Here is a 21260-nt window from a genome sequence, read left to right as displayed (position 1 = left end):
GAGATAGAAATGAAGGTTAGTAAAATATACACAACAATTGATGCTCACGTAGCTGGAGAACCACTCCGAATTATTACGGGGGGAGTGCCAGAGATAAAAGGAGAAACGCAATTAGAAAGACGCGCATACTGTATGGAACATTTGGATCATCTTCGTGAAGTTCTTATGTATGAACCGAGAGGACATCACGGCATGTACGGTTGTATCATTACTCCGCCTGCAAGTGCTCACGCTGATTTTGGTGTTTTATTTATGCACAATGAAGGCTGGAGTACGATGTGTGGTCACGGCATTATCGCTGTTATTACAGTCGGGATTGAAACGGGGATGTTTGAAGTGACAGGCGAAAAACAAAAATTCATTATTGATAGCCCTGCTGGGGAAGTTATTGCGTACGCAAAATTTAACGGGAGCGAAGTAGAGTCTGTATCATTTGAAAACGTTCCTTCTTTCGTATACAAAAAAGACGTTCCTATCAAAATAGATGACTATGAATTCCAAGTAGATATCGCATTTGGTGGAGCATTCTACGCTGTTGTAGATAGTAAAGAATTTGGTTTGAAAGTCGATTTCAAAGATTTAGCTGCAATTCAAACGTGGGGCGGTAAAATTAAACACTACATTGAAAGCCAAATGGAAGTAAAACATCCACTTGAAGAAGATTTAAAAGGAATATACGGCGTTATTTTCTCAGATGAACCGAAAGGAAAAGATGCCACTTTACGAAATGTAACGATCTTTGCTGACGGGCAAGTAGATCGTTCTCCTTGCGGCACAGGAACTTCCGCAAGAATCGCAACCCTTTTTGAAAAAGACGCTCTGCAAAAGGGAGAAACATTCATCCACGAATGCATTACTGACGGACAATTTGAAGGAGAAGTGTTATCCGTAACAGAGGTAGACAAATATGAAGCTGTCGTTCCGAAAGTAACGGGGAATGCGTTTATTACAGGATTTCATCAGTTTGTAGTAGATCCGAGAGATGATTTGAAGCGGGGGTTTTTGTTAGCTTAATGTTTTCTTAAGGGAGGGGCCTTTGGATGAAGTGGTGGCGAAAACAAAATTTACCTGTGAAAATTTTGATAGGGGCATTAATTGGTATTGCTTTAGGGGTAGTATTTGGACCGAAAGTAGCTGTTTTAAAGCCGATTGGGGATATATTTATTCGCTTATTACAAATGATTATCGTTCCTTTAACTTTTTTAAGTATCGTCTCAGGTATCGCGCAGCTTGAAAATCCGAAAATGTTAAGGGCAATTGGCGGGAGAATTTTTATTTACTATGCAATTACTGCTGTATTAGCGACTAGTATTGGCGTAGTGATCGCTTTTATTATCAACCCTGGTAAAGGAGTAGAAGGTCTTCTTGCGAATGGACAGAACTTTAAAGAAGAGAAGTTTAGTTTTGTAGATAATATCGTGCAATGGTTTCCTTCTAACGTCATTCAAGCAGCTTCAGAAACGAGTATGCTTCAAATTATAATCTTTGCTATTTTTGTCGGGGTGGCACTTATTCTTCTCGGGGATCAAGCGAAAGGAATTCGTAAATTAGTGCATGAAGGATCAGGAGTCATGATTAAAATTGCAGAGCTCGTTATCGGATTTGCACCATATGGGATTATGGCGTTAATTGCTCATGTAGTTGGCACATTTGGAGCTGACATGCTTACTGCGGTCGTTAGCTATGTAGTAGCTGATTATTTATCATTGCTACTCATTGTGTTCATTATGTACCCAATTGTACTGAAAGTTTTCGGGAAAATAAGCCCAATTCATTTCTACAAACAAGTGAGTCCAGCTATGCTCGTAGCTGCTAGTACGACATCAAGTAGCGCAACGCTTCCAGTAACGATGGAAGTTGCGCAAAAAAGACTTCGCATCCCTGAATCGGTAGCTGGTTTCACTATTCCGCTTGGAGCTACTGTTAATATGAACGGACTATCAGCGGCACTTGGTGTTTTAGCGGTTTTCGCATTAAACGTATACGGTATTCCGATTACATTTGGGCTTATTATGCAAACTGTATTTTTAGGAATCGTCCTTGCAGCGGGGTGTGCTGGAGTAAAAGGTGCGGACGTTATTACCGCGACCATTTTACTTTCCACACTCGGTCTGCCGCTAACAATTATCCCGATTATCGCAGCTGTTTCTCCGCTCGTTGATATGGGCCACACTGTTGTAAATATTACGGGTGATTTAGTAGGGGCGCAGGTCGTGAATGAAAATATCGCGTCTAGTGAAGAAAAGAATGTAGAAAAGGGTGAACAAATATGCTAGTCATAAGCGCGAACGAACAAAAAAACTTAGTAAATATGAATGAAGTCATTGAATACGCGGCGCTTGCTTTAAAAGAATTTTCAGCAGAAAGAACGATCACACCAATTCGCGGCTCATTACCATTTGCGAACGAGCAAAATACCGCATTAATTATGCCTTCAGTAGCGGAAGGGCTTGAAGCTCTCGGTTTAAAAGTAGTAACGGTAGCTCCTCATAATAAGAAGTTAGGAAAGAAAACGATAAACGGAATTGTTATGCTATCAGACTTTCAAACGGGAGAACCGCTCGCACTTTTAGAAGGATCGTACTTAACGATGATTCGAACAGGCGCCTTATCAGGAGTAGCGACAAAACATTTAGCTCGTCATAACGCAAAAACTTTATGCATCATCGGTACCGGTGAACAGGCGAAAGGAATTGCTGAAGCGGTGCTCGCAGTTAGGGATATTGAAAAAGTCATACTGTATAACCGAACGGAAGAAAAAGCGTATGTATTTGCACAATATATACAAGAAAAATTCAACAAACCAGCTTACGTCTACAGAGATCCAAATGAAGCAATAAGCGAAGCAGACATCATCGTCACAACAACGAATGCATCCACACCAGTCTTCTCAGAAAAACTACAAAAAGGCGTCCACATAAACGCCGTCGGTTCATTTAGACCGAGCATGCAAGAACTACCATCTCACGCCATCACAAGCGCAAACAAAGTAGTAGTCGAATCAAAAGAAGCAGCACTAGAAGAAACAGGCGACCTTCAAGTTCCAATAAAAGAAGGTCTATTCGAAGCTAGCAATCTTCACGCCGAACTTGGTCAAATTATAAGCGGAGAAAAAGTTGGTAGAGAGAACGATGAAGAGATTACTATTTTTAAATCGGTTGGTTTGGCGGTAGTGGATATCGTCGCTGCGAAGTATTTGTATGAGAAAGCGGTGGAGCGTGGAGTGGGTACTATGATTCAGTTGTGAGGCTGCCTTTTGGTGGTCTTTTTTTGCATGGTGGGGGAGAGGTTATATGTTTTCAAGTGTAGGTTTGAAATAAATTCGTACTGTTTAAAAATAAAAAGGTAATCACACATTAGTCATATCTAATATGTGATTACCTTTTTTATTTAGCTGTCATGGCGCCGTCTACAACGACAGCGCTACCGGTCATTGCTGATGATTCATCTGAGGCAAGGAATAAGGCTACATTCGCAATTTCGTCTGTATGAATGACACGACCAATCGGTTGGAAGTCATCAATACTATTTAGTACATTTTCAATGCCACCCATTAGATTTGCATGCGCATCGTTAATAGTAGTATTCACCCAACCTGGACAAATACAATTGGCGCGAATATTTTCCTTAGCATAATCCAACGCTATAGCCTTGGTAAGCATTAATATAGCGCCTTTGGAAGCTACATATGCAGATAACATAGGCTCTGCAACTAAGCTGTTTACAGATCCTAAATTAATGATAGATCCTCCACCACTTTTTCTCAGTTCAGGGATACCGAACTTGGTCGTAAGATACATGGATTTCACATTTACATCCATCGTTCGGTCCCACACTTCTTCCGTGATATTCTCAATTCTCCCAGGAACATTTATCCCCGCATTATTACAAATAACGTGTAAAGCGCCAAAATGTTCCACAGTATAATTGATTAAATTTTGAACTTGATTGGAATCTGAAACATCTATACGGAAAAATTCAGCATCGCCACCAGCATTTTGTATTTCTTCTGCCACCTCCGCTCCTTGGTCGATGATATCACTCACTACAACTTTCGCTCCTTCTTTAGCGAATCGTTTTGCAATAGCTGCACCAATTCCTCTTCCAGCTCCTGTTACAATTGCAACTTTTCCTAATAATCTCATACGCCAACCCTCCATTAAATTGTATTACTCTCGGAATGCCGGTGGTTTTATTTTATATCCTCCTGATTTAACTGCTCCCACCGTAATGCCGAGAATTAACCAGCAAGCTCCAAAAATAAAGGTCTTTAGGCCAAAGCCTGACCAAACAAAAGTAACAATGCCAAAGCCAATCAAAGGCATAACCAAATAATATATAAAAGATTTCAAACCACGATTTCTCTTTTTAAAGAAAAAGTACCAACAAACACATAAATTTAAAATCATAAATGAAGTAACGGCCCCAAAGTTAACAACCATTAAGATTGTTTCTGTTGGTAACGTGAGAACAGTAACGGCACATATGATTGCAGATAAATAAGTTGAATTTACAGGTGATTGATATTTTGGGTGAATCTTCTTAAATACATTCGAAAATGGTAGAAGATTGTCACGACTCATAGAATAGAGAATTCTAGAGGTCGCTGCCATACAGTTTAAATTTACAGCTCCGGCTATAGCAACTACGTTGATAAGGATTATGACTACGTAAAAGGCGGTACCACCAGCTTCTTTCAAAATATTAAAGTACCCTAAATCTGGATCAAGGTTGGCATAGTTTGGATGGATCAAATGTGCGATATACGCTTGAGCCACAAAGAAAAAGCCGATAAATACAATAGAAAGAACCGTTGCTTTTCCAACAGTTTTTCTTGGTTCTGTTGCCTCTTCCGACAGCGTGCTAATCCCATCAAAACCTAAGAAACCAAGGACGGCGATTGTAGTTGAAGTGGCAATCAATCCAAAATTGAAATGTTGAGATTGGAAAAATGGATCAAGGGTAAATCCACCAGTGCCGTGACCTCCTATAAACACATAGTTAATACCAACTATCAATACGGCTGCAATGACGACGACTTGTACATAAAACATAATCATGTTCATTCGAGAAGTAACTGTGATTCCGCGGATATTAATATACGTATTAATAGCAATAAACAGCAACGCCCATACAGAAGAAGGGACAGTAGGAAAAATCCCGGTCATCCAGTTTCCAGTCATCGAATACAACAATGCAGGCAGTAGAACATAATCAGCAAGGATAATCCAGCCTGCTACGAATCCAACATGTGGATTTACTGCACGTTGAATGTACGAATATACAGATCCAGATATAGGAAATTCTTTTGCCATATGGCTATAGCTGTAGGCAGTAAACAACATGGCAATTACCCCTACGATATACACTAAACATGACATGCCAAAACTTTGCTGTGCTACCATTCCATACACTTGCATCGGCGCCAATGGAGCCATAAAGACCATGCCATAAATGGTCAGCTCTTTTAAACCAAGGCTTCGCTTTAATTCTTGTTTGTATCCAAATTGACTTATTTCAGTTTCAATCTGAGACATAGATTCACCCCTTTTTTAATATATTAAGAGTATTATAGTGAAAATTCTGAATATTTTCAATAATGTTTTTCGAAGCTATTATCTAAAATATTACTGATGGGATTAGTGCAAAATTAGATCTGTTCGCTGATAGAATTGTAGATAAATATCTGCAAGAAATTGTTGGATATTATTGGAGATAATTAACAAGACCGGTAGGCGTGGGGCGGGGGTTCTGATGTGGTATTGGTTGTGGGGAAATACAGGTTTATTTTAATTTAAATGTATATATATAAATTCCAAAAAAGTGGTATATAATCGATAAGGATGAAAATGGTTTATGAACAATTATGATCCTGTTGATGAGAGCAAAGCGTATATAGGACAAAGTGATAAACGTGAACAATCTAATCGTACAAATACGAAAATACCATTCTCACAAATAGAAGCTAGCTGAATTAATACAAGTGGAGGACCAAATATATCAATTATCTTGCAAGAAGGCGAGCGAAGCGGTGAAATTATTATTGAAGAAGCACAACCGGGTGGTGGCAGGTTCCCTCAGCATAAATTCTATATAAGTTCTGAACCGAAGAATGGAGATAATACATATATTCTTTCAGTACAACAAAATTCAGGTGAATATAGATATGTAGAGTTGACGTTGACGGAAGATCGATTACGGATGGATAGGAGAGTTTTTATCGGAGAGGATAGAAGCGATGTTGTCTCAAAAGGTGTAAATTAGTCTTTACTATAATATATATAAGGGAATCGTTCCTTGATCCAGAGGAATTTGATTTAGAAGATGTTAATGATATGTTGGAACATGCGAATCCTATGCAGATATCAAATCATTAATTCAATTGACGTATGAAAAAAGCTGTACCTCTAATTATTAGAGGTGCAGCTTTTTTACCATTCTCGCCATTCTTCTGTTATGTCTTCTTCGGATTCTAAGCCAGCTATTCGTGCTGCTGTATCGATAAATTCATAGAGATCTTCTCTTTCCATTGTTTCGATAAAATAGTCATGTTCGTCATTTAATTCATTTATGTTAACAACGACTTCTTTAACGACTTGCATTATTTCGACTTCGGTTGGATTCTCACCCAATTGCTCTAAATTGTTAATGTAAGTATCGAGAACTTTATTTGTTGCACTTATATTTTCTTCAGTGAAAAACTCCCCATCTTCATCATTCTCAATCCATGGGGTTGTTGGTTTGTTTTTTTTCAATTCATCAAATGTCATGATAACCTCCTAAAAATGTTTTTTATCTTTAATCCCATTCTACATTTTCAATTATATATAACAACCATTTCAGAGAAATTTCTTGTAGGCTGCTAGTTTTTTAACTCATTTTACGAGGCCATCTATTCGTGGTCTTTTTATTTTACCCTCCGCATAAATATAGTTTATCGCAAGGATTCATTGATAGATTTCAAACTTTCTATCTTTGCGAAAAAGTTTGACAATACATACGGGTAGTGGTAATTTAAAACCTATAAGAAAACTCGGTATTAATTCCGAGTTTTCTTATAGGTGTAAATAGTCGAGAGGGGTCGAAATATGAAGAAGAAGTTGTTTGCATTACCATTTGTCCTACTATTACTTATTGCATTAGCGGCTTGCTCAGGAGAGAAAGATTCTTCGAAGCAAGCGAACACTAGTAAATCAGGGACTCCGAAAGATGGAGGAACGTTAACAGTTGGTGTTAGTGATAATCCAGATACGATGAACCCGCTTTATGCGAATGATCGTGTGTCGTTAACGATACAGCAAGCTTTATATGCACCGCTGTATCATATGGAAGACGGTAAGAAAAAGTTTGTTCTTGCTGAGAGCTTTACGCCTTCAGAGGATCAATTAACATGGACTTTAAAACTAAAAGATAATTTGAAATGGCATGATGGTAAGAAAATTACATCAGACGATATTGTATTTACATTCCAATCTATTTTAGATGAGAAGCAAAATAGTTCAAGCCGTGAAAACTTTATTTTTAAAGGAAAGCTGCTTGAGGTGAAAAAAGTGGATGAGCTAACGACTCAATTTGTATTACCACAAGTAAGTGCGTCTTTCGAAGGGGTTATGAACGATTTCTTCCCAATTCCGAAACATGTATTTGAAGGTGAAGCAGATTTAGTGAAGAGTAAGAAAAACTTACAACCTGTTGGATCAGGCCCATTTAAATTAAAAGAGTTTAAATCAGATGAATATGTTGCGTTAGAGCGATTCGATGATTATTTTGCTGGTAAAGCGAAATTAGATTCTATCGTATACCGCGTTGTAAAAGATCGTAATACAGCAAATGTTTCACTTCAAAATGGTCAAATTAATATGAAGATGATTGAGCCGCAAGACTTTAAGAAATTAGATAGCACTGGGAACTTCTCAATGGTGACATTCCCTGAAGGTAGACTATTCTACTTAGCTTATAACTTTAATACAGATCTTATGAAGAAAAAAGAAGTGCGCCAAGCAATTGCGCATGCATTAGATAAGAAAGAAATGATTAACTCAGCATTCGTTTCTAGTCAATTTGCAGAACCGGCAAATTCAATCTTAACACCAGACGCTATGTATTATGCGAAAGATATAAAAGAGTATAAGTATGATCAAAAAGAAGCGAAAGATTTATTAGCAAAAGCTGGTGTAAAAGATAAAGAAAAAATACGCGTTATGTATGTAACGAATAATAAAATTATGGAAAGTTTAGCACTTTATACACAGCAAAAATTACAAGAAGTTGGCTTGCAAGTTGAACTAAATGCATTAGATGCTAGTGCAGCAAGCGAAAAAGGCTTAGATAAAGAAAATAAAGAATATGACATTACATTCGGTGGTTACATAATGGGACCAGAGCCAGATTCATATAAGAGCTTATTCTTAAGTAATGCAGAATACAATTATGCACGTTATAAAAATGCTGACTTTGATAAGTTATGGGAAGAAGCTGCAGTTGAAACAGATAAAACGAAACGCGCAGATCTATACCATAAAATTCAAGATACAGCGAGAGAAGACTTACCTTATCTTCCAATCGCATATCCGAAAGCAGTTATTGCAGTAGATAAAAAGTTTGATGGATTAAAAGAAGCAAAAGCAATTCCAGTTACAATGTTTGAAGATCTATCGAAAATTTATGAAGTGAAATAAGAAACTATGAAGAAGCTGGTGGAAATCAGCTTCTTTATCCCGCTTTAATGGGCAGTAAGACTCACACCTCAAAACTTGGCGAATGCGAGGAAGTTAGGTGGAAGTCCTGCTGATTAAAGTTTCACTTTATCTTGAGGGGGGAAGTTTGTGTATAAAGTAATTGCAAAGAGGCTTTTAAATGCAATTCCGCTTTTATTTGTTATTTCTATTATTTCTTTTCTATTAATAAAACTGGCACCGGGCGATCCCGTTCGAAACTTTGTAACGCCGAATATGAGTCCAATTGATGTCGAGCGTATTCGCAAAAGTTTAGGACTAGATCAACCGATTTACATGCAATATATTTTATGGTTAAAAAATATTTTAACAGGGAATTTTGGATACTCACTTCAAAATCACCGTCCTGTTTTAGAACTTATCACAGAAAGATTACCTGCAACAATCGGGTTAATGGGATCATCTTTACTCGTCTCATTTGTAATCGCAATACCACTTGGACTATTTACAGGTGTGAAAAAGAATTCTATCTTTGATCGCATTGTGAACTTTATCTCCTATGTGGGAATCTCAATGCCAGTCTTTTGGTTCGCGATACTATTAATCTACCTATTCTCTTTAAAGTTGAACATGCTTCCGAGTATGGGTATGCGCACAGTCGGTCAAGATTCCTTATGGGATATTGTCCAGCACGGCATTTTACCTTGCGCGGTGCTTGCGTTCCAAAACGTCTCTGTTTATATGAGATATATTCGTTCAAGTACCATCCAGCAATTAGAAGAAGATTACGTACAAATTCAATATGCGTACGGCGCTTCGAAGAAAACAGTTTTATTTAATCACGTACTTCGAAACGTATTAATACCGATCATTACAATTTTCGGATTATCCATTCCAAGTTTAGTAGGCGGAGCGTTCATTACGGAAACAGTATTCTCATGGCCAGGACTTGGGTCACTCGGGGTGAATGCTATTTTTAGATTTGATTATCCAATTATTATGGCAATCACATTATCATCATCGTTCATGTTAATTCTCGGTAATTTAATTGCTGATATTTTATATGGCGTAGTAGATCCGCGCATTCGAATGAGGGGGTGATTTGGAATGAACAATAGGAGATTTCAAACGATAAAAAATAATTTTACAAAAAATAAGTTTGTACTAATGGGAGTTATTATACTTAGTGTTTTAACAATAGCGTCTCTTTTCGCATTCGTATCACCGTACGATCCTAGCAAAATGTCGATTCCAGATCGTTTACAAGAACCGAGTATAAGTCATCCTTTCGGCACAGATGATTACGGAAGGGATTACTTAACGAGAGCGTTATATGGCGGAAGAGTTTCTCTTGCTGTTGGTTTTCTAGCGATGGTCGTTTCCATTACAATCGGTACGGCAGTTGGAACAATTAGCGGATATTTTGGTGGAAAGTTAGACAACATCTTAATGCGAGTTGTTGAAGTTTTAATGTCAATTCCTTCGTTCTTTTTAATGTTGTTATTAAATGCGTATTTAAAACCAGGAATTACAACGCTTGTTCTTATTATCGGACTATTAACGTGGATGGACACCGCACGTATCGTAAGGGCAGAAACATTATCTGTAAAAGAGCGTGAGTACGTGTTATACGCAAAAGTATCGGGACAAAAATCACTCATGATTATTGTAAGACATATCATTCCTAACATTTTATCGACCATTATAATCGCTGCGACATTAACAATTGCGACATCTATTTTAATGGAATCATCCCTTAGCTTCTTAGGATTAGGTATTAGAGAACCAGATTCTTCTTGGGGCAGCATGCTGAACAATGCGCAAGGATACATAGGTGAAGCTTGGTATTTAACACTCTTCCCTGGGTTCCTTATTTTATTAACAGTACTAAGTTTTAACGTAATTGGTGAAGCGCTCAAGAAAGCTTTCGCACCAAAAGGAGCTGGGAATGAGAACTAAAGTGTTAAGTGAAAGGAGTGAGAAGAGTGTCTGAAAAACTATTAGAAGTAAAAAACTTAAAGACTTCTTTTTTCATAGAAGACGGCGAAGTAGAAGCTGTTCGCGGCGTTTCATTTAGTTTGAAAAAGGGTGAAGTCGTGGGGATTGTTGGCGAATCGGGAAGCGGAAAGAGCGTTATGGCGAAATCTGTTATGGCCCTCGTTACGTCGCCAGGGAAAGTGAAAGAAGGAGAAATTCTATTTCACAATGAAAACGTGCTTTCTAAATCGGAGAAAGAATTGCGTTCTATGAGAGGGAATCAAATTTCACTCATATCCCAAGATCCAATGTCGGCATTAAACCCAGTCGTGAAAATTGGAAAGCAGATGACGGAAGTAATTATTCGGCATCAAAAAGTGAAAAAGAAAGAAGCAGAGCACATCGCAGTCAACTTGTTAAAACAAGTCGGTCTTTCTTCACCGGAAGAAAGGGTAAAACAATATCCGCATGAACTAAGCGGTGGTATGAAGCAACGGGTTATGATCGCAATGGCGATGTCTTGTAACCCAGACATTCTCATTGCGGACGAACCGACGACAGCGCTTGATGTAACGATACAAGCACAAATACTAGACTTAATGAAAAACTTAAAAAACGAAACGAATATGTCGTTGCTTCTCATTACGCATGATCTTGGAATTGTTGCGCAAAACTGTACACGCGTCATCGTTATGTACGGCGGGCTTATTATGGAAGAAGGACCTGTACTTAATATATTCCAATCGCCGAATCATCCATATACGAAAGGGCTATTAAACTCTCTACCAAAAATATCGAACGGCGTAAAAGAAAGACTCGCGCCAATTCAAGGTGTAACACCAAACTTATTACACCCGCCGAAAGGATGCCCATACGCAGAGCGTTGCCCACATAAAATGGACATTTGTGAAAAAGAACGTCCGCCATATTTTGAAATCGGAAACGGAAGGCGCTCTATGTGCTGGCTAAATGATAGGGCGGTAGGTGATTCCCATGCATGAAGAAAACTTAATTGAAGTTCGGAACTTAAAAAAGTATTTTCCTATTAAAAAAGGACTATTCGGCAGAAAAACAGAGCAATTAAAAGCAGTCGATGACTTAAGCTTCACAATTAAAAAGGGTGAAACATTCGGGCTAGTAGGAGAATCCGGCTGCGGAAAATCAACGACAGGAAGAAGCATCATTCGTTTACACGACGTCACTTCAGGTAACATCCTATTCGACGGAAAAGATATCGCAGATCTAAAAGAAAGTGAACTAAAAGAATATCGAAAACGAATGCAAATCATTTTCCAAGACCCATACGCATCATTAAACCCGACAATGAACGTATTCCAAATTATTAGCGAACCGATGAACATTCACGGATCTTACGAAGAGGAAGAAAGAAAAGAAATCATTTTAGACCTGCTCAAAAAAGTAGGCCTAAAAGAAGAACACCTATATCGCTACCCGCACGAATTTAGCGGAGGCCAAAGACAGCGCATAAGCATCGCGCGCGCACTATCTGTAAAACCAGACTTCATCCTATGTGACGAACCAATCTCAGCATTAGATGTCTCAGTCCAAGCACAAGTCGTAAACATGCTGCAGGATATTCAAGAAGAAACAGGCGTCACATACTTATTCATCGCACATGACCTATCCATGGTAAGACATATATCAGATAGAATCGGAGTTATGTACTTAGGAAACATAGTAGAAATTGCCGACAGCGAAGACCTATACACAAAACCGGCACATCCATACACACAAGCACTACTCTCATCCATGCCAGAACCAGATCCAACAAACACAGGCAAAGAACGGATCATCCTAGAGGGAGAAGTACCAAGCCCACTAAACTCACCATCCGGCTGCAAATTCAGAACAAGGTGCAAATTCGCCACTGAAAAATGCGCACAAGAAGTACCGAAGATGGTTGAGATTGCGAAGGGGCATGAGGTGGCTTGTCATTTGTTTTAGAGGGGGAGCATCGGGGGGACCTGGTGGTATTTCAGTTGGTAATATGATAGTTGGTATGGCTTGTAGCGTTAAATAATTTATATAATAAACATAAAAAAGAGCTAAGGTTCTCATACAGCCTTAGCTCTTTTTTATGTTTGTTAAACAATATCCTTTCAAAAAATATTTAAGTCTATATTTATAATTTTTTCTATCTTAATGCATAAAGACAGGGGAGGATTATATTTAATTTCCGTCCATACTTCTGATGGGATGGACATCAATGAGATGTGGTTTTTTGTTCGCGGATTTTTAACATCTTTATTTACAGTGTTTTGAATGTAAACTAATAATAAAAAGTTTGCTTTCAAATTAGAAAAGGTTAGTCCCTCACTCCACTCCGGCTAAAAACCTCACACCCAAAAACAAAGGGGAACTCAATTGTTCAAACTCATATAAAGTTTCAATCTTGTCTAAGCATCCATTAGGATATACAATTGATCATCTATTTTTCTTTACATAATCTCCAGATACAGTCCATATCAACTATAGATTCTTGTCTTATGCTAAATGTAATCAAAAAGCAAGTAGATAAAGATAATGACTAAAACATTAACTCTAGATACTTTTTTGATGAATATTACAAATAAACAGGAGGTAATGAAAAATGATTAAAACATTATTAGCAGGAGCACTTTTAAGTACAGGATTGGTAGCGGGAGGTGCAGTAGGTGCAGATGATGCGAAAATGGACAATTTAAAGTCAAATGAAGATAGTTCCAATCAAGTAATTACACAAAGTGCAGATGGAACAACGTCTTTCTCACAAAACTTTGATTTACCTAAAGATGCAGTGCCAGCAACTCCTAAAGGAGACGCAAAAACTGTTGAAAGAACAGAAGGTACAGGTTCTCAAGAAGGAAAAATGGTACCAGCAAAAGAAGGTACAGATTCTCAATCTGGATTTGAAATGGGAGCCCCTGAAAAACCAGAACATGCAAAAACTGTTGAAAGAACAGAAGGTACAGATTCTCAAGAAGGAAAAATGGTACCAACAAAAGAAGGTACAGATTCTCAATCTGGATTTGAAATGGGAGCCCCTGAAAAACCAGAGCATGCAAAAACTGTTGAAAGAACAGAGGGCACAGACTCTCAAGAAGGAAAAATGGTACCAACAAAAGAAGGAAATTAAATAATATATAGTTATAACGAAGAGCATCCAAAAAGTGGTGCTCTTTTTATATTATAGGAATCAACCGGTTTTACTCAATATAGAACTGTGGCGGGAATTCAAGCTAGAATATGGGTTACTGTCTCTTCAAATCATGGTGTTTGAAGCACTAGTTTTGGTGGTAACGTTACAACATAAACATTTTATTAGAGATTTTTTAAATTTACATACACTCTAGATAAACTACATATCAACTTCAGATACGTGTTTTATGATACAAGTAATCAAACAAAAGGAGGGCAATACAAAATGATTACAACAGTATTAACAGGGCGCTCTTTTAAGTACAGGAGATTATTAACAGGTGGAGAAAATGTTGAAGATGTACAGACAGATAAACATATTCCATATGAACAAAATGAATTGCAGCAAACTCTAGAAAAGTACGATTCGAAGAAATTTGAGTTATAAAAAGAAAGTAGATAAATATAGTGAAAATAGATAAATTGACAAGAGAAAAGCACTTTGTGTATATCACAGGTGCTTTTTATTTTCATTTTGATATAGGGCTTGAATTAAATTTTTAAACTAAAATATATACGGCAAAAAGGGGGGAGTTCATTGCACAAAGTTATTTATGGAATATTAATTTTAATTTATACTTTGTATTCATTTTTTGTAAGTGATGGAAGTGAAGTAAGGTTTATTATGGTGTTAACTATAGTACTTATCTTTTCTGTGGTTTTAGAAAAAGGAAATGCAAACAAAACGACTGATTAAAGGTCTTTTTGTTTGCATTTTTTAGTTGGCTATTAAAGTCCAGATGTTTTAGAGGTAGCACCAAATCGCCATCAAGCTTAAAGAACGATTTATCCCCAAACAATAAAAATGAGCTTTTTATTACAAGTTAGCACCAAATTTCGTTTTTGGGACACTATTAAATTTTTAGTTGATGAAAACACTCACCTAAAATAGAAAACTTTTAACCTATTATCATTTATTCCGTGGCTTTTAAGGTATTTAACACGACTTTGGTTGCGTCTGCAATAAGTTTATCATCGTATTTAGCATCTTCTTTATCATGATTAGAAAGTATAGCAAGAACAATCGGCTTTTTATTTGGTGGCCAAATAATTGCGATATCATTTCTTGTTCCGTAAGATCCCGCGCCTGTTTTATCAGCTACTTCCCATCCTTTTGGTACGCCCGCACGAATCAATTTATCTCCAGTTGTATTTCTCTTCATCCAATCTACTAATAGTTCACGTTTTTCTATTGGAAGTGCAGTTCCTAATGTAAATGATTGGAGTGTCTTAGCTATCGCTTCTGGTGTACTGGTATCATGTGTTTCTCCTGGATGCACTTCATTTAATTCAGGTTCAAATCGTTCTGAAGTAGTAACAGTATCTCCCATTTCTCTCAAGATTTTTTCAAATTCAGAGGGCCCCCCTAACTGTTTAAGAATCAAATTATGTGCTGTGCTGTCACTATATCGAACAGAAGCATCTGCAAGTTCTTTTAACGTCATTCCTGTATCAACATGCTTTTCAGTAATTGGATTATAATTAGAAAGATCTTCATGAGTATACGTAATCCTTTGATCAAGAGCTTCTAATGAGTTCTTGCGTAAAAGAGCGCCCACAGCTAATGATTTAGATGTGGATGCAAATGCAAAACGATCGTCTGAATGATAAGCAACAGTTTGATTCGTACCTGTGTCCAGTGCATAAATACCAAGCTTAGCATCATATTCTTTTTCAAGTTTAGCGAAAGATTGATTACCTGTATTTTCTTGTTTAATTTGATTAGCTTGATTCGCTTGTTTAGGTGGTTCAGATTGAGTGCTACTATTGGAACAGCCTATAAGTGATACACATGAAAGTAATACTACAGGCACAATCTTTTTGTAATGTAAAATGTTAAAGAACTTGTTTAAAACGAACATAAATTTTCAACCTCTTTCAAGAATATATGGATTTTGTCTAGGTATTCTAAATACCAATGCAATTAAAGATGGCATATGGTAACAATACTACTGCAGCTAAAATTTCACAGGTTAAATGACATCCAAAACGTTTATCCCGCATTAACGGGCAGTAAGACCCCCACCTCAAAATTCAGCGGAAGCAAAGAAGTTAGGTGGGGGTCGGGCTGCCCGTAAAAGCCCGATTGGTGAGGGCTGATAATCAGCTGGGGATGAACAAAACCCCCACTGATTAAAGTTTCACTTTATATGATTGATAAGTCACGGTTTGGGTTGTTTCTTTTTTGTTTCCACTTGTAATGGTTCACCTGTGAAAGTATTAAACTTGTAATACTTAACCGTAGTATTACGATGCATATTTTCCACTTTTTGGGATAATAACTCCTTTCTTTTTTTTGTAATACATAAAAATAGATGTCAAACGGGATATGTTGTATCCAATCTGGACAACTAATGTTAGAAATACACTTATTAGACACTCTAAGGGATAAATTTGTTCCACTTTAAGATGAGGAAGAATTTGGGGTTTGTAAAATAACAATGGAACTACGTGTTTTTTCGTCATACAAAAACCTCTACATATAAGTAGAGGTTTTTAAATTGTATATTAATGAATTATGCTTTTTTAGATAAAGAAAATCGAGTTCAGGTAAACGAAGAACATAGCATACGTAATTTTAACTAGATTTATTATTAGCTAGTTTATCCCCACCACCAAGCTCCGCCTCAATCTGCGAAGTCTTCGATGACTCATCCATACGCCAATACGTAATAAAGCTGATCGCGATACATCCAGCTACGTAGAAGTAGAATAGTGATTCCATTCCGATACTCTTTAGCCATAATGCGATGAACTCAGCTGTTCCGCCGAATATCGCAACTGTTAGTGCATATGGTAAACCTACGCCAAGTGCGCGAATTTCAGTTGGGAAGAGTTCTGCTTTTACAATTGCGTTAATCGATGTGTAACCAGTAACGATAATGAGACCGACCATCATGAGTAAAAATGCTACGATTGGCTCTGTCGTTTTTTCCATGAAGAAGAAGATCGGTGCTGTTAGTAACGTTCCAAGAATACCGAATGCCATTAATAGTGGGCGGCGTCCGATTTTATCAGATAATAGCCCAGCAATCGGTTGAAGTACGACGAATATAAGTAGTGCGACAAAGTTAATCCAGCTTACAACTTCTTTCGGAAGACCGACTGTGTTTACCATGAATTTTTGTAAATATGTTGTGTACGTATAAAATGCAACAGTGCCTCCTAAAGTTAGGCCGACTACTGTTAATACTGCTTTCGGATGTTTCATAAGAGCGCGAACGGTTCCTGCGCTTTCGCGGTTTTTCGATTCCATATTTGAGAACTGCTCTGATTCATCCATTGTACGTCGAAGCCATAATACAGCTACTGCGCCCATCGCTCCAATAATGAATGGAATACGCCATCCCAAAGCTTTCATATCTGGTTCGCTTAGTAATTGCTGAAGAACAATTTGAACGCCTAACGCAACCATCTGTCCAGCAACGAGCGTTACATATTGAAAACTTGAATAAAAACCGCGGCGTCCACTACTAGCCATCTCAGATAAATATGTTGCGGAAGTTCCATACTCTCCGCCAAGTGATAACCCTTGAAGTAAACGGGCGAGAACTAAAATAATTGGCGCCATAATACCGATGCTTTCGTAACTCGGTGTACAGGCAATAATTAAAGAACCACCGGCCATAACGGTAATGGAAAGCGTTAATGCTGCCCGGCGTCCGTGACGATCCGCATATCGTCCCATTAATAAACTGCCGATAGGGCGCATTAAAAATCCAACTGCGAAAATAGCTGCCGTGTTCAGTAATTGACTAGTTGGATCGCCTTTAGGAAAGAACTCTGCTGAAAAATAAACAGCAAATGCAGAGTAAACGTACCAGTCGTACCATTCAATTAAATTGCCGACGGAACCTTTAAAGATATTGCCGGCGACTCGGTTAGATTTTGCTTGAGCCATACTAATTCCTCCTCTTGCTTATAAATAAAATGATAATTATGAAAGCGCGTTCAATATAGTTGAATTGTACGGTCCACGAATTAAAATCTCAATATTATGACAATTTTATTCTTTTTGTACTTTATGTACATGGAGAGTTTTAATAGTTGCTTCATTATTAGTTTTGTCATAATAATAGAAAAAGGAGATTGATAGTTTTGAATATTTTATCAAAGGATATGGAGTATGAAGAAATCACGCAAAGTGTCATTACAAACGAAAATAGTAAGCTTAATTATTACGTTAATTTTATTTGTCGTTCTCCTATTAGCCGGAATATTTGTTTATATTCAGTCCGTTGATACGAAGCGCCAAGTGGAACAACTAGCTCTGCAAACGGCGAAGTCACTTTCTTTTATGCCAGCTATAAAAGATGCTTTTCAGTATAACGAGCATAAAAGTACCATTCAATCCATTGCGGAACAAGTTCGCGAGCAAGCTGGTGCAGATTATGTCATTATAGAAGATCGTTATGGGGTTATGTATTCACATTCTAATTCAGAGTTGATTGGTACAAAAAGTAACAATCCATATAACTATGAAGCACTCACTTTTGGTGGCTATTATACACTTGAAGGAAATGGTGCAAGTGGCCCGGCTTTAATGGCGAAGGCACCCATTATTGTTCATAACGGAGACTACGATCAAGTCGTAGGTGTTGTGACAGTGGAGTTTTTAATAAAAGGTATTGAATCAAACATATTGAGCAGAACGAAAGAAATTATCCTCTTCTCTTTAGCTGTATTACTAGTTGGAATTGTGGGCGGCATTCTTTTAGCACGTAGTATTCGTAAAGATACACTCGGTTTAGAACCGAATGAAATCGCAGCGCTATACCGGGAACGAAGCGCGATACTACTATCTATAAAAGAGGGTATTATCGCTCTTGATCAAAACGGTTGTATTACGATGATGAATACGTCGGCAGAAGAGATGCTGCATGTAAGTGATGATTATATGCAGCAGAACATTTCAAGAGTTTTACCGAATTTTAATACGGAAAGAGTGCTAGAAAACGATCAAGAAATCGCGTTTCAAGATAAAGTGTTTATTTTAAACATGACACCAATACTCGAAAATAACAGTACGGTAGGCATTGTATGTAGTTTTAGAGATAAAACAGAACTGCAAAACCTTGTGAACACAATATCTGAGGTAAGAAAGTATTCAGAGGACTTGCGTGCTCAAACGCATGAATTTACAAATAAGCTGTTCGTCTTATCTGGCTTATTGCAGTTAGGGCATTACAAAGAAGCAATTGAATTTATCCAGCAAGAATCTAATATTCATCAAAGCCAAAACCATATTTTATTCCATCAAATTCATGATGCGAAAGTACAAGCTATTTTATTAGGAAAACTAGCAACAGCGTCTGAGAAGAAAATTGATTTTCATATTGAAGGAGATAGTGCACTTCATCCATTACCAAACCATATCAAAGTTTCACATCTTATTACGATCCTTGGGAACATAATCGATAATGCGTTTGATGCGGTGAGTGGGCAAGAGGAGAAGAATGTTTCCTTCTTTGTTACGGATATTGGGCACGATATTGTGTTTGAAGTGATAGATAGTGGAGTAGGAATACCAGCAGAAAAAATCGCGACCATTTTTCAAAAAGGATTTTCAACGAAAGGAATCGATCGTGGTTACGGACTAGCAAACGTGAAAGAAATGGTAGATGTACTAGAAGGAACAATTGAAATTCAAAACGAGAAAAATGGGGGAGCTATTTTTACAATTTACCTTCCGAAAACATTGAGAGAAAGTACATAACAAACAGGGGGATGGGCATATGTTGAAGATTGCAATTGCAGAAGATGATTTCCGTGTCGCGCAAATTCAAGAAGAGTTTTTATCAAAAATAAAGGACGTAAAAGTGATCGGAAAAGCATTGAACGCAAAAGAAACGATGGAACTACTACAAAAGGAAGAAATCGATTTGCTGCTATTAGATATTTACTTACCAGATGGAATTGGCACAGACTTATTGCCGAAAATCCATGCTGACTTTCCGAACGTTGACGTCATCATGGTTACTGCGGCAAATGAAAATCATATGTTAGAAAAAGCAATTCGAAACGGCGTAAGCAACTACCTTATAAAACCGGTCACGTTAGAAAAATTCGTTCGCACAATTGAAGACTATAAAAGAAAGAAGCAACTGTTACATAGTAACAATGAAGTAAATCAAGCACTAATCGATAATTTTTTCGGCACTTCGCAAATACAAGACATGAAAAACTTACCGACAGGTGTGGATCCGTTAACATTGCAAAAAGTGAAAGGGATTATAAAAGGGTTCGAAGATGGGATTACAATAGAAGAAATGGGAGAACAAATGGGGGCCTCCAGAACAACCGCAAGAAGATATTTAGAATACTTAGTAGCGACAAACGAATGCACAGTAGAATACACATACGGCATTATCGGACGACCAGAACGAAAATATCGAATAGGACGAGGACTATGAAAAAACGATTATTACTATGTATATGGATCATGACAGGAGTAATAGCTGGTTGTTCCTCGGAGAAATCCCATACGAATAAAGTGAGCATCAACAAAGTAGAAATCGTTGCGCCAAATGTTCAAGGAGCGGGATGGGACTTAACAGCACGAGCGATGCAAAAAACGCTGACAGAAGAAAAAATCTTCACAAAACCAATTACTGTCACAAACAAAGTAGGTGGCAGCGGTGACGTTGGATGGAAATATATGGAACAAAAAGGCGGTCACGTACTAGCGATTAACTCAAGCTTACTCATAACGAATAACCTACTAGGCCACAGTAAACTAACATATAAAGACTTCACGCCGCTCGCAACACTCGCATCGGACTGGGAAGTTGTTGTCGTGTCAAAAGACTCAAACATAGACAACGCAAACCAACTAATGGAACAACTAAAACAAGATAAGAAAAACTTCAAAATCGGCGTTGCCCCAGGCCTAGGAAACGACGATCACCTATCCTTCGTACAAGTAAGCAAAGCCTTCGGCATAAACCCTGCCGAACTACAATTCTTCGTCTACGAAAACAAAGAAAAAATCATAAACGCCCTAACGAACAAACAAATAGGCGCCGCAACCATGACCCTATCCGAAGCCGAAAAACAATACAAAGCCGGCAAAATAAAAATACTAGCCGTATCCGCACCAAAACGCCTAGACCGACTACCAGAAATCCCAACATGGAAAGAACAAGGAGTCGACGTTGTATTCCAGCATTGGAAAGGGATTATGGGACCGAAAGATATGACGGAGGAAGAGGTTGCTTATTGGGATAGTGTTATTAAGAAGATGGTTGAGAGTGATAGTTGGAAGGGGATTTTGAGGGAGCGGGGTTGGGAGAGTTTTTATAAGGGTAGTGGGGAGAGTAGGATTTTTCTTGAGGAGAGTAGTCAGGAGTATGGGGAGCTAGTGGGGAATAATAGGGATTAGTAAATCATACGGTATGGCGTATGATTTTT

At 37.8% G+C, this 21260-nt stretch carries 20 protein-coding genes; 15 read left to right on the top strand and 5 right to left on the bottom strand.

The features are described 5' to 3' along the window. Positions 1–9 precede the first annotated feature (9 nt). From BAQ49_RS28000 to BAQ49_RS27990, 3 genes are read left to right on the top strand one after another with little or no spacing between them, the layout of a single operon-like run. Complete coding sequence (locus BAQ49_RS28000; protein ID WP_071747955.1) at positions 10–1014, top strand: proline racemase family protein; 1005 nt, start codon at positions 10–12, stop codon at positions 1012–1014. Positions 1015–1040: 26 nt separating this feature from the next. After that, on the top strand, positions 1041–2276 hold the full coding sequence (locus BAQ49_RS27995; protein ID WP_071747954.1) for a dicarboxylate/amino acid:cation symporter: 1236 nt from the start codon (positions 1041–1043) through the stop codon (positions 2274–2276). Then, positions 2270–3247, top strand: coding sequence for an ornithine cyclodeaminase family protein (locus BAQ49_RS27990; RefSeq protein WP_071747953.1), 978 nt, complete (start codon positions 2270–2272; stop codon positions 3245–3247). The genes BAQ49_RS27995 and BAQ49_RS27990 overlap by 7 nt, the downstream gene beginning before the upstream one ends. 139 nt (positions 3248–3386) lie before the next feature. On the opposite strand, the gene BAQ49_RS27985 is transcribed toward BAQ49_RS27990, so the two are convergent. Together BAQ49_RS27985 and BAQ49_RS27980 are read right to left on the bottom strand one after the other, a co-directional pair. Next, the gene (locus BAQ49_RS27985; protein ID WP_071747952.1) at positions 3387–4145 is read right to left on the bottom strand and encodes an SDR family NAD(P)-dependent oxidoreductase; all 759 of its coding nucleotides are present in this window, start codon (positions 4143–4145) and stop codon (positions 3387–3389) included. A 24-nt stretch (positions 4146–4169) separates the two neighbouring features. Then, positions 4170–5537 (bottom strand): APC family permease, encoded by a 1368-nt coding sequence (locus BAQ49_RS27980; RefSeq protein WP_071747951.1) that lies wholly within the window; start codon positions 5535–5537, stop codon positions 4170–4172. A gap of 472 nt (positions 5538–6009) precedes the next feature. Between BAQ49_RS27980 and BAQ49_RS27975 the strand changes: the two genes are divergently transcribed. Continuing rightward, positions 6010–6264 carry a hypothetical protein gene (locus tag BAQ49_RS27975; RefSeq protein ID WP_071747950.1) on the top strand — a complete coding sequence of 85 codons (255 nt, stop codon included), beginning with the start codon at positions 6010–6012 and terminating at the stop codon, positions 6262–6264. A 167-nt stretch (positions 6265–6431) separates the two neighbouring features. Here BAQ49_RS27975 and BAQ49_RS27970 read toward each other — a convergent pair whose 3' ends face one another. After that, positions 6432–6770 carry a hypothetical protein gene (locus BAQ49_RS27970; RefSeq protein WP_071747949.1) on the bottom strand — a complete coding sequence of 113 codons (339 nt, stop codon included), beginning with the start codon at positions 6768–6770 and terminating at the stop codon, positions 6432–6434. A 318-nt stretch (positions 6771–7088) separates the two neighbouring features. Here BAQ49_RS27970 and BAQ49_RS27965 point away from each other — a divergent pair, with 318 nt between their 5' ends. The 8 genes from BAQ49_RS27965 to BAQ49_RS33180 all read left to right on the top strand — a co-directional run bounded on the left by BAQ49_RS27965 (position 7089) and on the right by BAQ49_RS33180 (position 14547). Next, positions 7089–8678, top strand: a complete 1590-nt coding sequence (locus BAQ49_RS27965) for an ABC transporter substrate-binding protein (protein WP_071747948.1) — start codon at positions 7089–7091, stop codon at positions 8676–8678. 147 nt (positions 8679–8825) lie between these two features. Next, the gene (locus tag BAQ49_RS27960) at positions 8826–9776 is read left to right on the top strand and encodes an ABC transporter permease (RefSeq protein WP_071747947.1); all 951 of its coding nucleotides are present in this window, start codon (positions 8826–8828) and stop codon (positions 9774–9776) included. A 6-nt stretch (positions 9777–9782) separates the two neighbouring features. Further along, positions 9783–10634: an ABC transporter permease gene (locus tag BAQ49_RS27955; RefSeq protein ID WP_071747946.1), complete on the top strand. Its 852-nt coding sequence runs from the start codon at positions 9783–9785 to the stop codon at positions 10632–10634. A 26-nt stretch (positions 10635–10660) separates the two neighbouring features. After that, complete coding sequence (locus tag BAQ49_RS27950) at positions 10661–11653, top strand: ABC transporter ATP-binding protein (protein WP_071747945.1); 993 nt, start codon at positions 10661–10663, stop codon at positions 11651–11653. Continuing rightward, positions 11646–12617 carry an ABC transporter ATP-binding protein gene (locus BAQ49_RS27945; RefSeq protein WP_071747944.1) on the top strand — a complete coding sequence of 324 codons (972 nt, stop codon included), beginning with the start codon at positions 11646–11648 and terminating at the stop codon, positions 12615–12617. Before BAQ49_RS27950 ends, BAQ49_RS27945 begins: the two co-directional genes overlap by 8 nt. 646 nt (positions 12618–13263) lie before the next feature. Beyond that, on the top strand, positions 13264–13788 hold the full coding sequence (locus BAQ49_RS27940; RefSeq protein WP_071747943.1) for a hypothetical protein: 525 nt from the start codon (positions 13264–13266) through the stop codon (positions 13786–13788). Positions 13789–14076: 288 nt separating this feature from the next. Further along, positions 14077–14238, top strand: a complete 162-nt coding sequence (locus BAQ49_RS33185) for a hypothetical protein (protein ID WP_165616085.1) — start codon at positions 14077–14079, stop codon at positions 14236–14238. A 150-nt stretch (positions 14239–14388) separates the two neighbouring features. Continuing rightward, a complete protein-coding gene (locus tag BAQ49_RS33180) occupies positions 14389–14547 on the top strand; it encodes a hypothetical protein (protein ID WP_002087303.1) in 159 nt (52 codons plus the stop codon). Between the two features lie 217 nt (positions 14548–14764). Here the strand turns inward: BAQ49_RS33180 and blaIII are convergent, their stop codons facing one another. Continuing rightward, complete coding sequence (gene blaIII / locus BAQ49_RS27930) at positions 14765–15712, bottom strand: class A beta-lactamase BlaIII (RefSeq protein ID WP_071747941.1); 948 nt, start codon at positions 15710–15712, stop codon at positions 14765–14767. A 716-nt stretch (positions 15713–16428) separates the two neighbouring features. After that, positions 16429–17751 (bottom strand): MFS transporter, encoded by a 1323-nt coding sequence (locus tag BAQ49_RS27920; RefSeq protein WP_071747939.1) that lies wholly within the window; start codon positions 17749–17751, stop codon positions 16429–16431. A 225-nt stretch (positions 17752–17976) separates the two neighbouring features. Here BAQ49_RS27920 and BAQ49_RS27915 point away from each other — a divergent pair, with 225 nt between their 5' ends. From BAQ49_RS27915 to BAQ49_RS27905, 3 genes are read left to right on the top strand one after another with little or no spacing between them, the layout of a single operon-like run. Further along, the gene (locus BAQ49_RS27915; RefSeq protein WP_071747938.1) at positions 17977–19566 is read left to right on the top strand and encodes an ATP-binding protein; all 1590 of its coding nucleotides are present in this window, start codon (positions 17977–17979) and stop codon (positions 19564–19566) included. Positions 19567–19585: 19 nt separating this feature from the next. Beyond that, positions 19586–20263: a response regulator gene (locus BAQ49_RS27910; RefSeq protein WP_071747937.1), complete on the top strand. Its 678-nt coding sequence runs from the start codon at positions 19586–19588 to the stop codon at positions 20261–20263. Further along, complete coding sequence (locus tag BAQ49_RS27905) at positions 20260–21231, top strand: tripartite tricarboxylate transporter substrate binding protein (RefSeq protein WP_071747936.1); 972 nt, start codon at positions 20260–20262, stop codon at positions 21229–21231. Before BAQ49_RS27910 ends, BAQ49_RS27905 begins: the two co-directional genes overlap by 4 nt. The last annotated feature ends 29 nt before the right edge of the window (positions 21232–21260 follow it).

This window comes from Bacillus proteolyticus (assembly GCF_001884065.1).
Classification (GTDB): Bacteria; Bacillota; Bacilli; order Bacillales; family Bacillaceae_G; genus Bacillus_A; species Bacillus_A proteolyticus.
The sequence above is the reverse complement of the archived record's forward strand: the minus strand, read 5'-3'. Positions and strand labels throughout refer to the sequence as shown.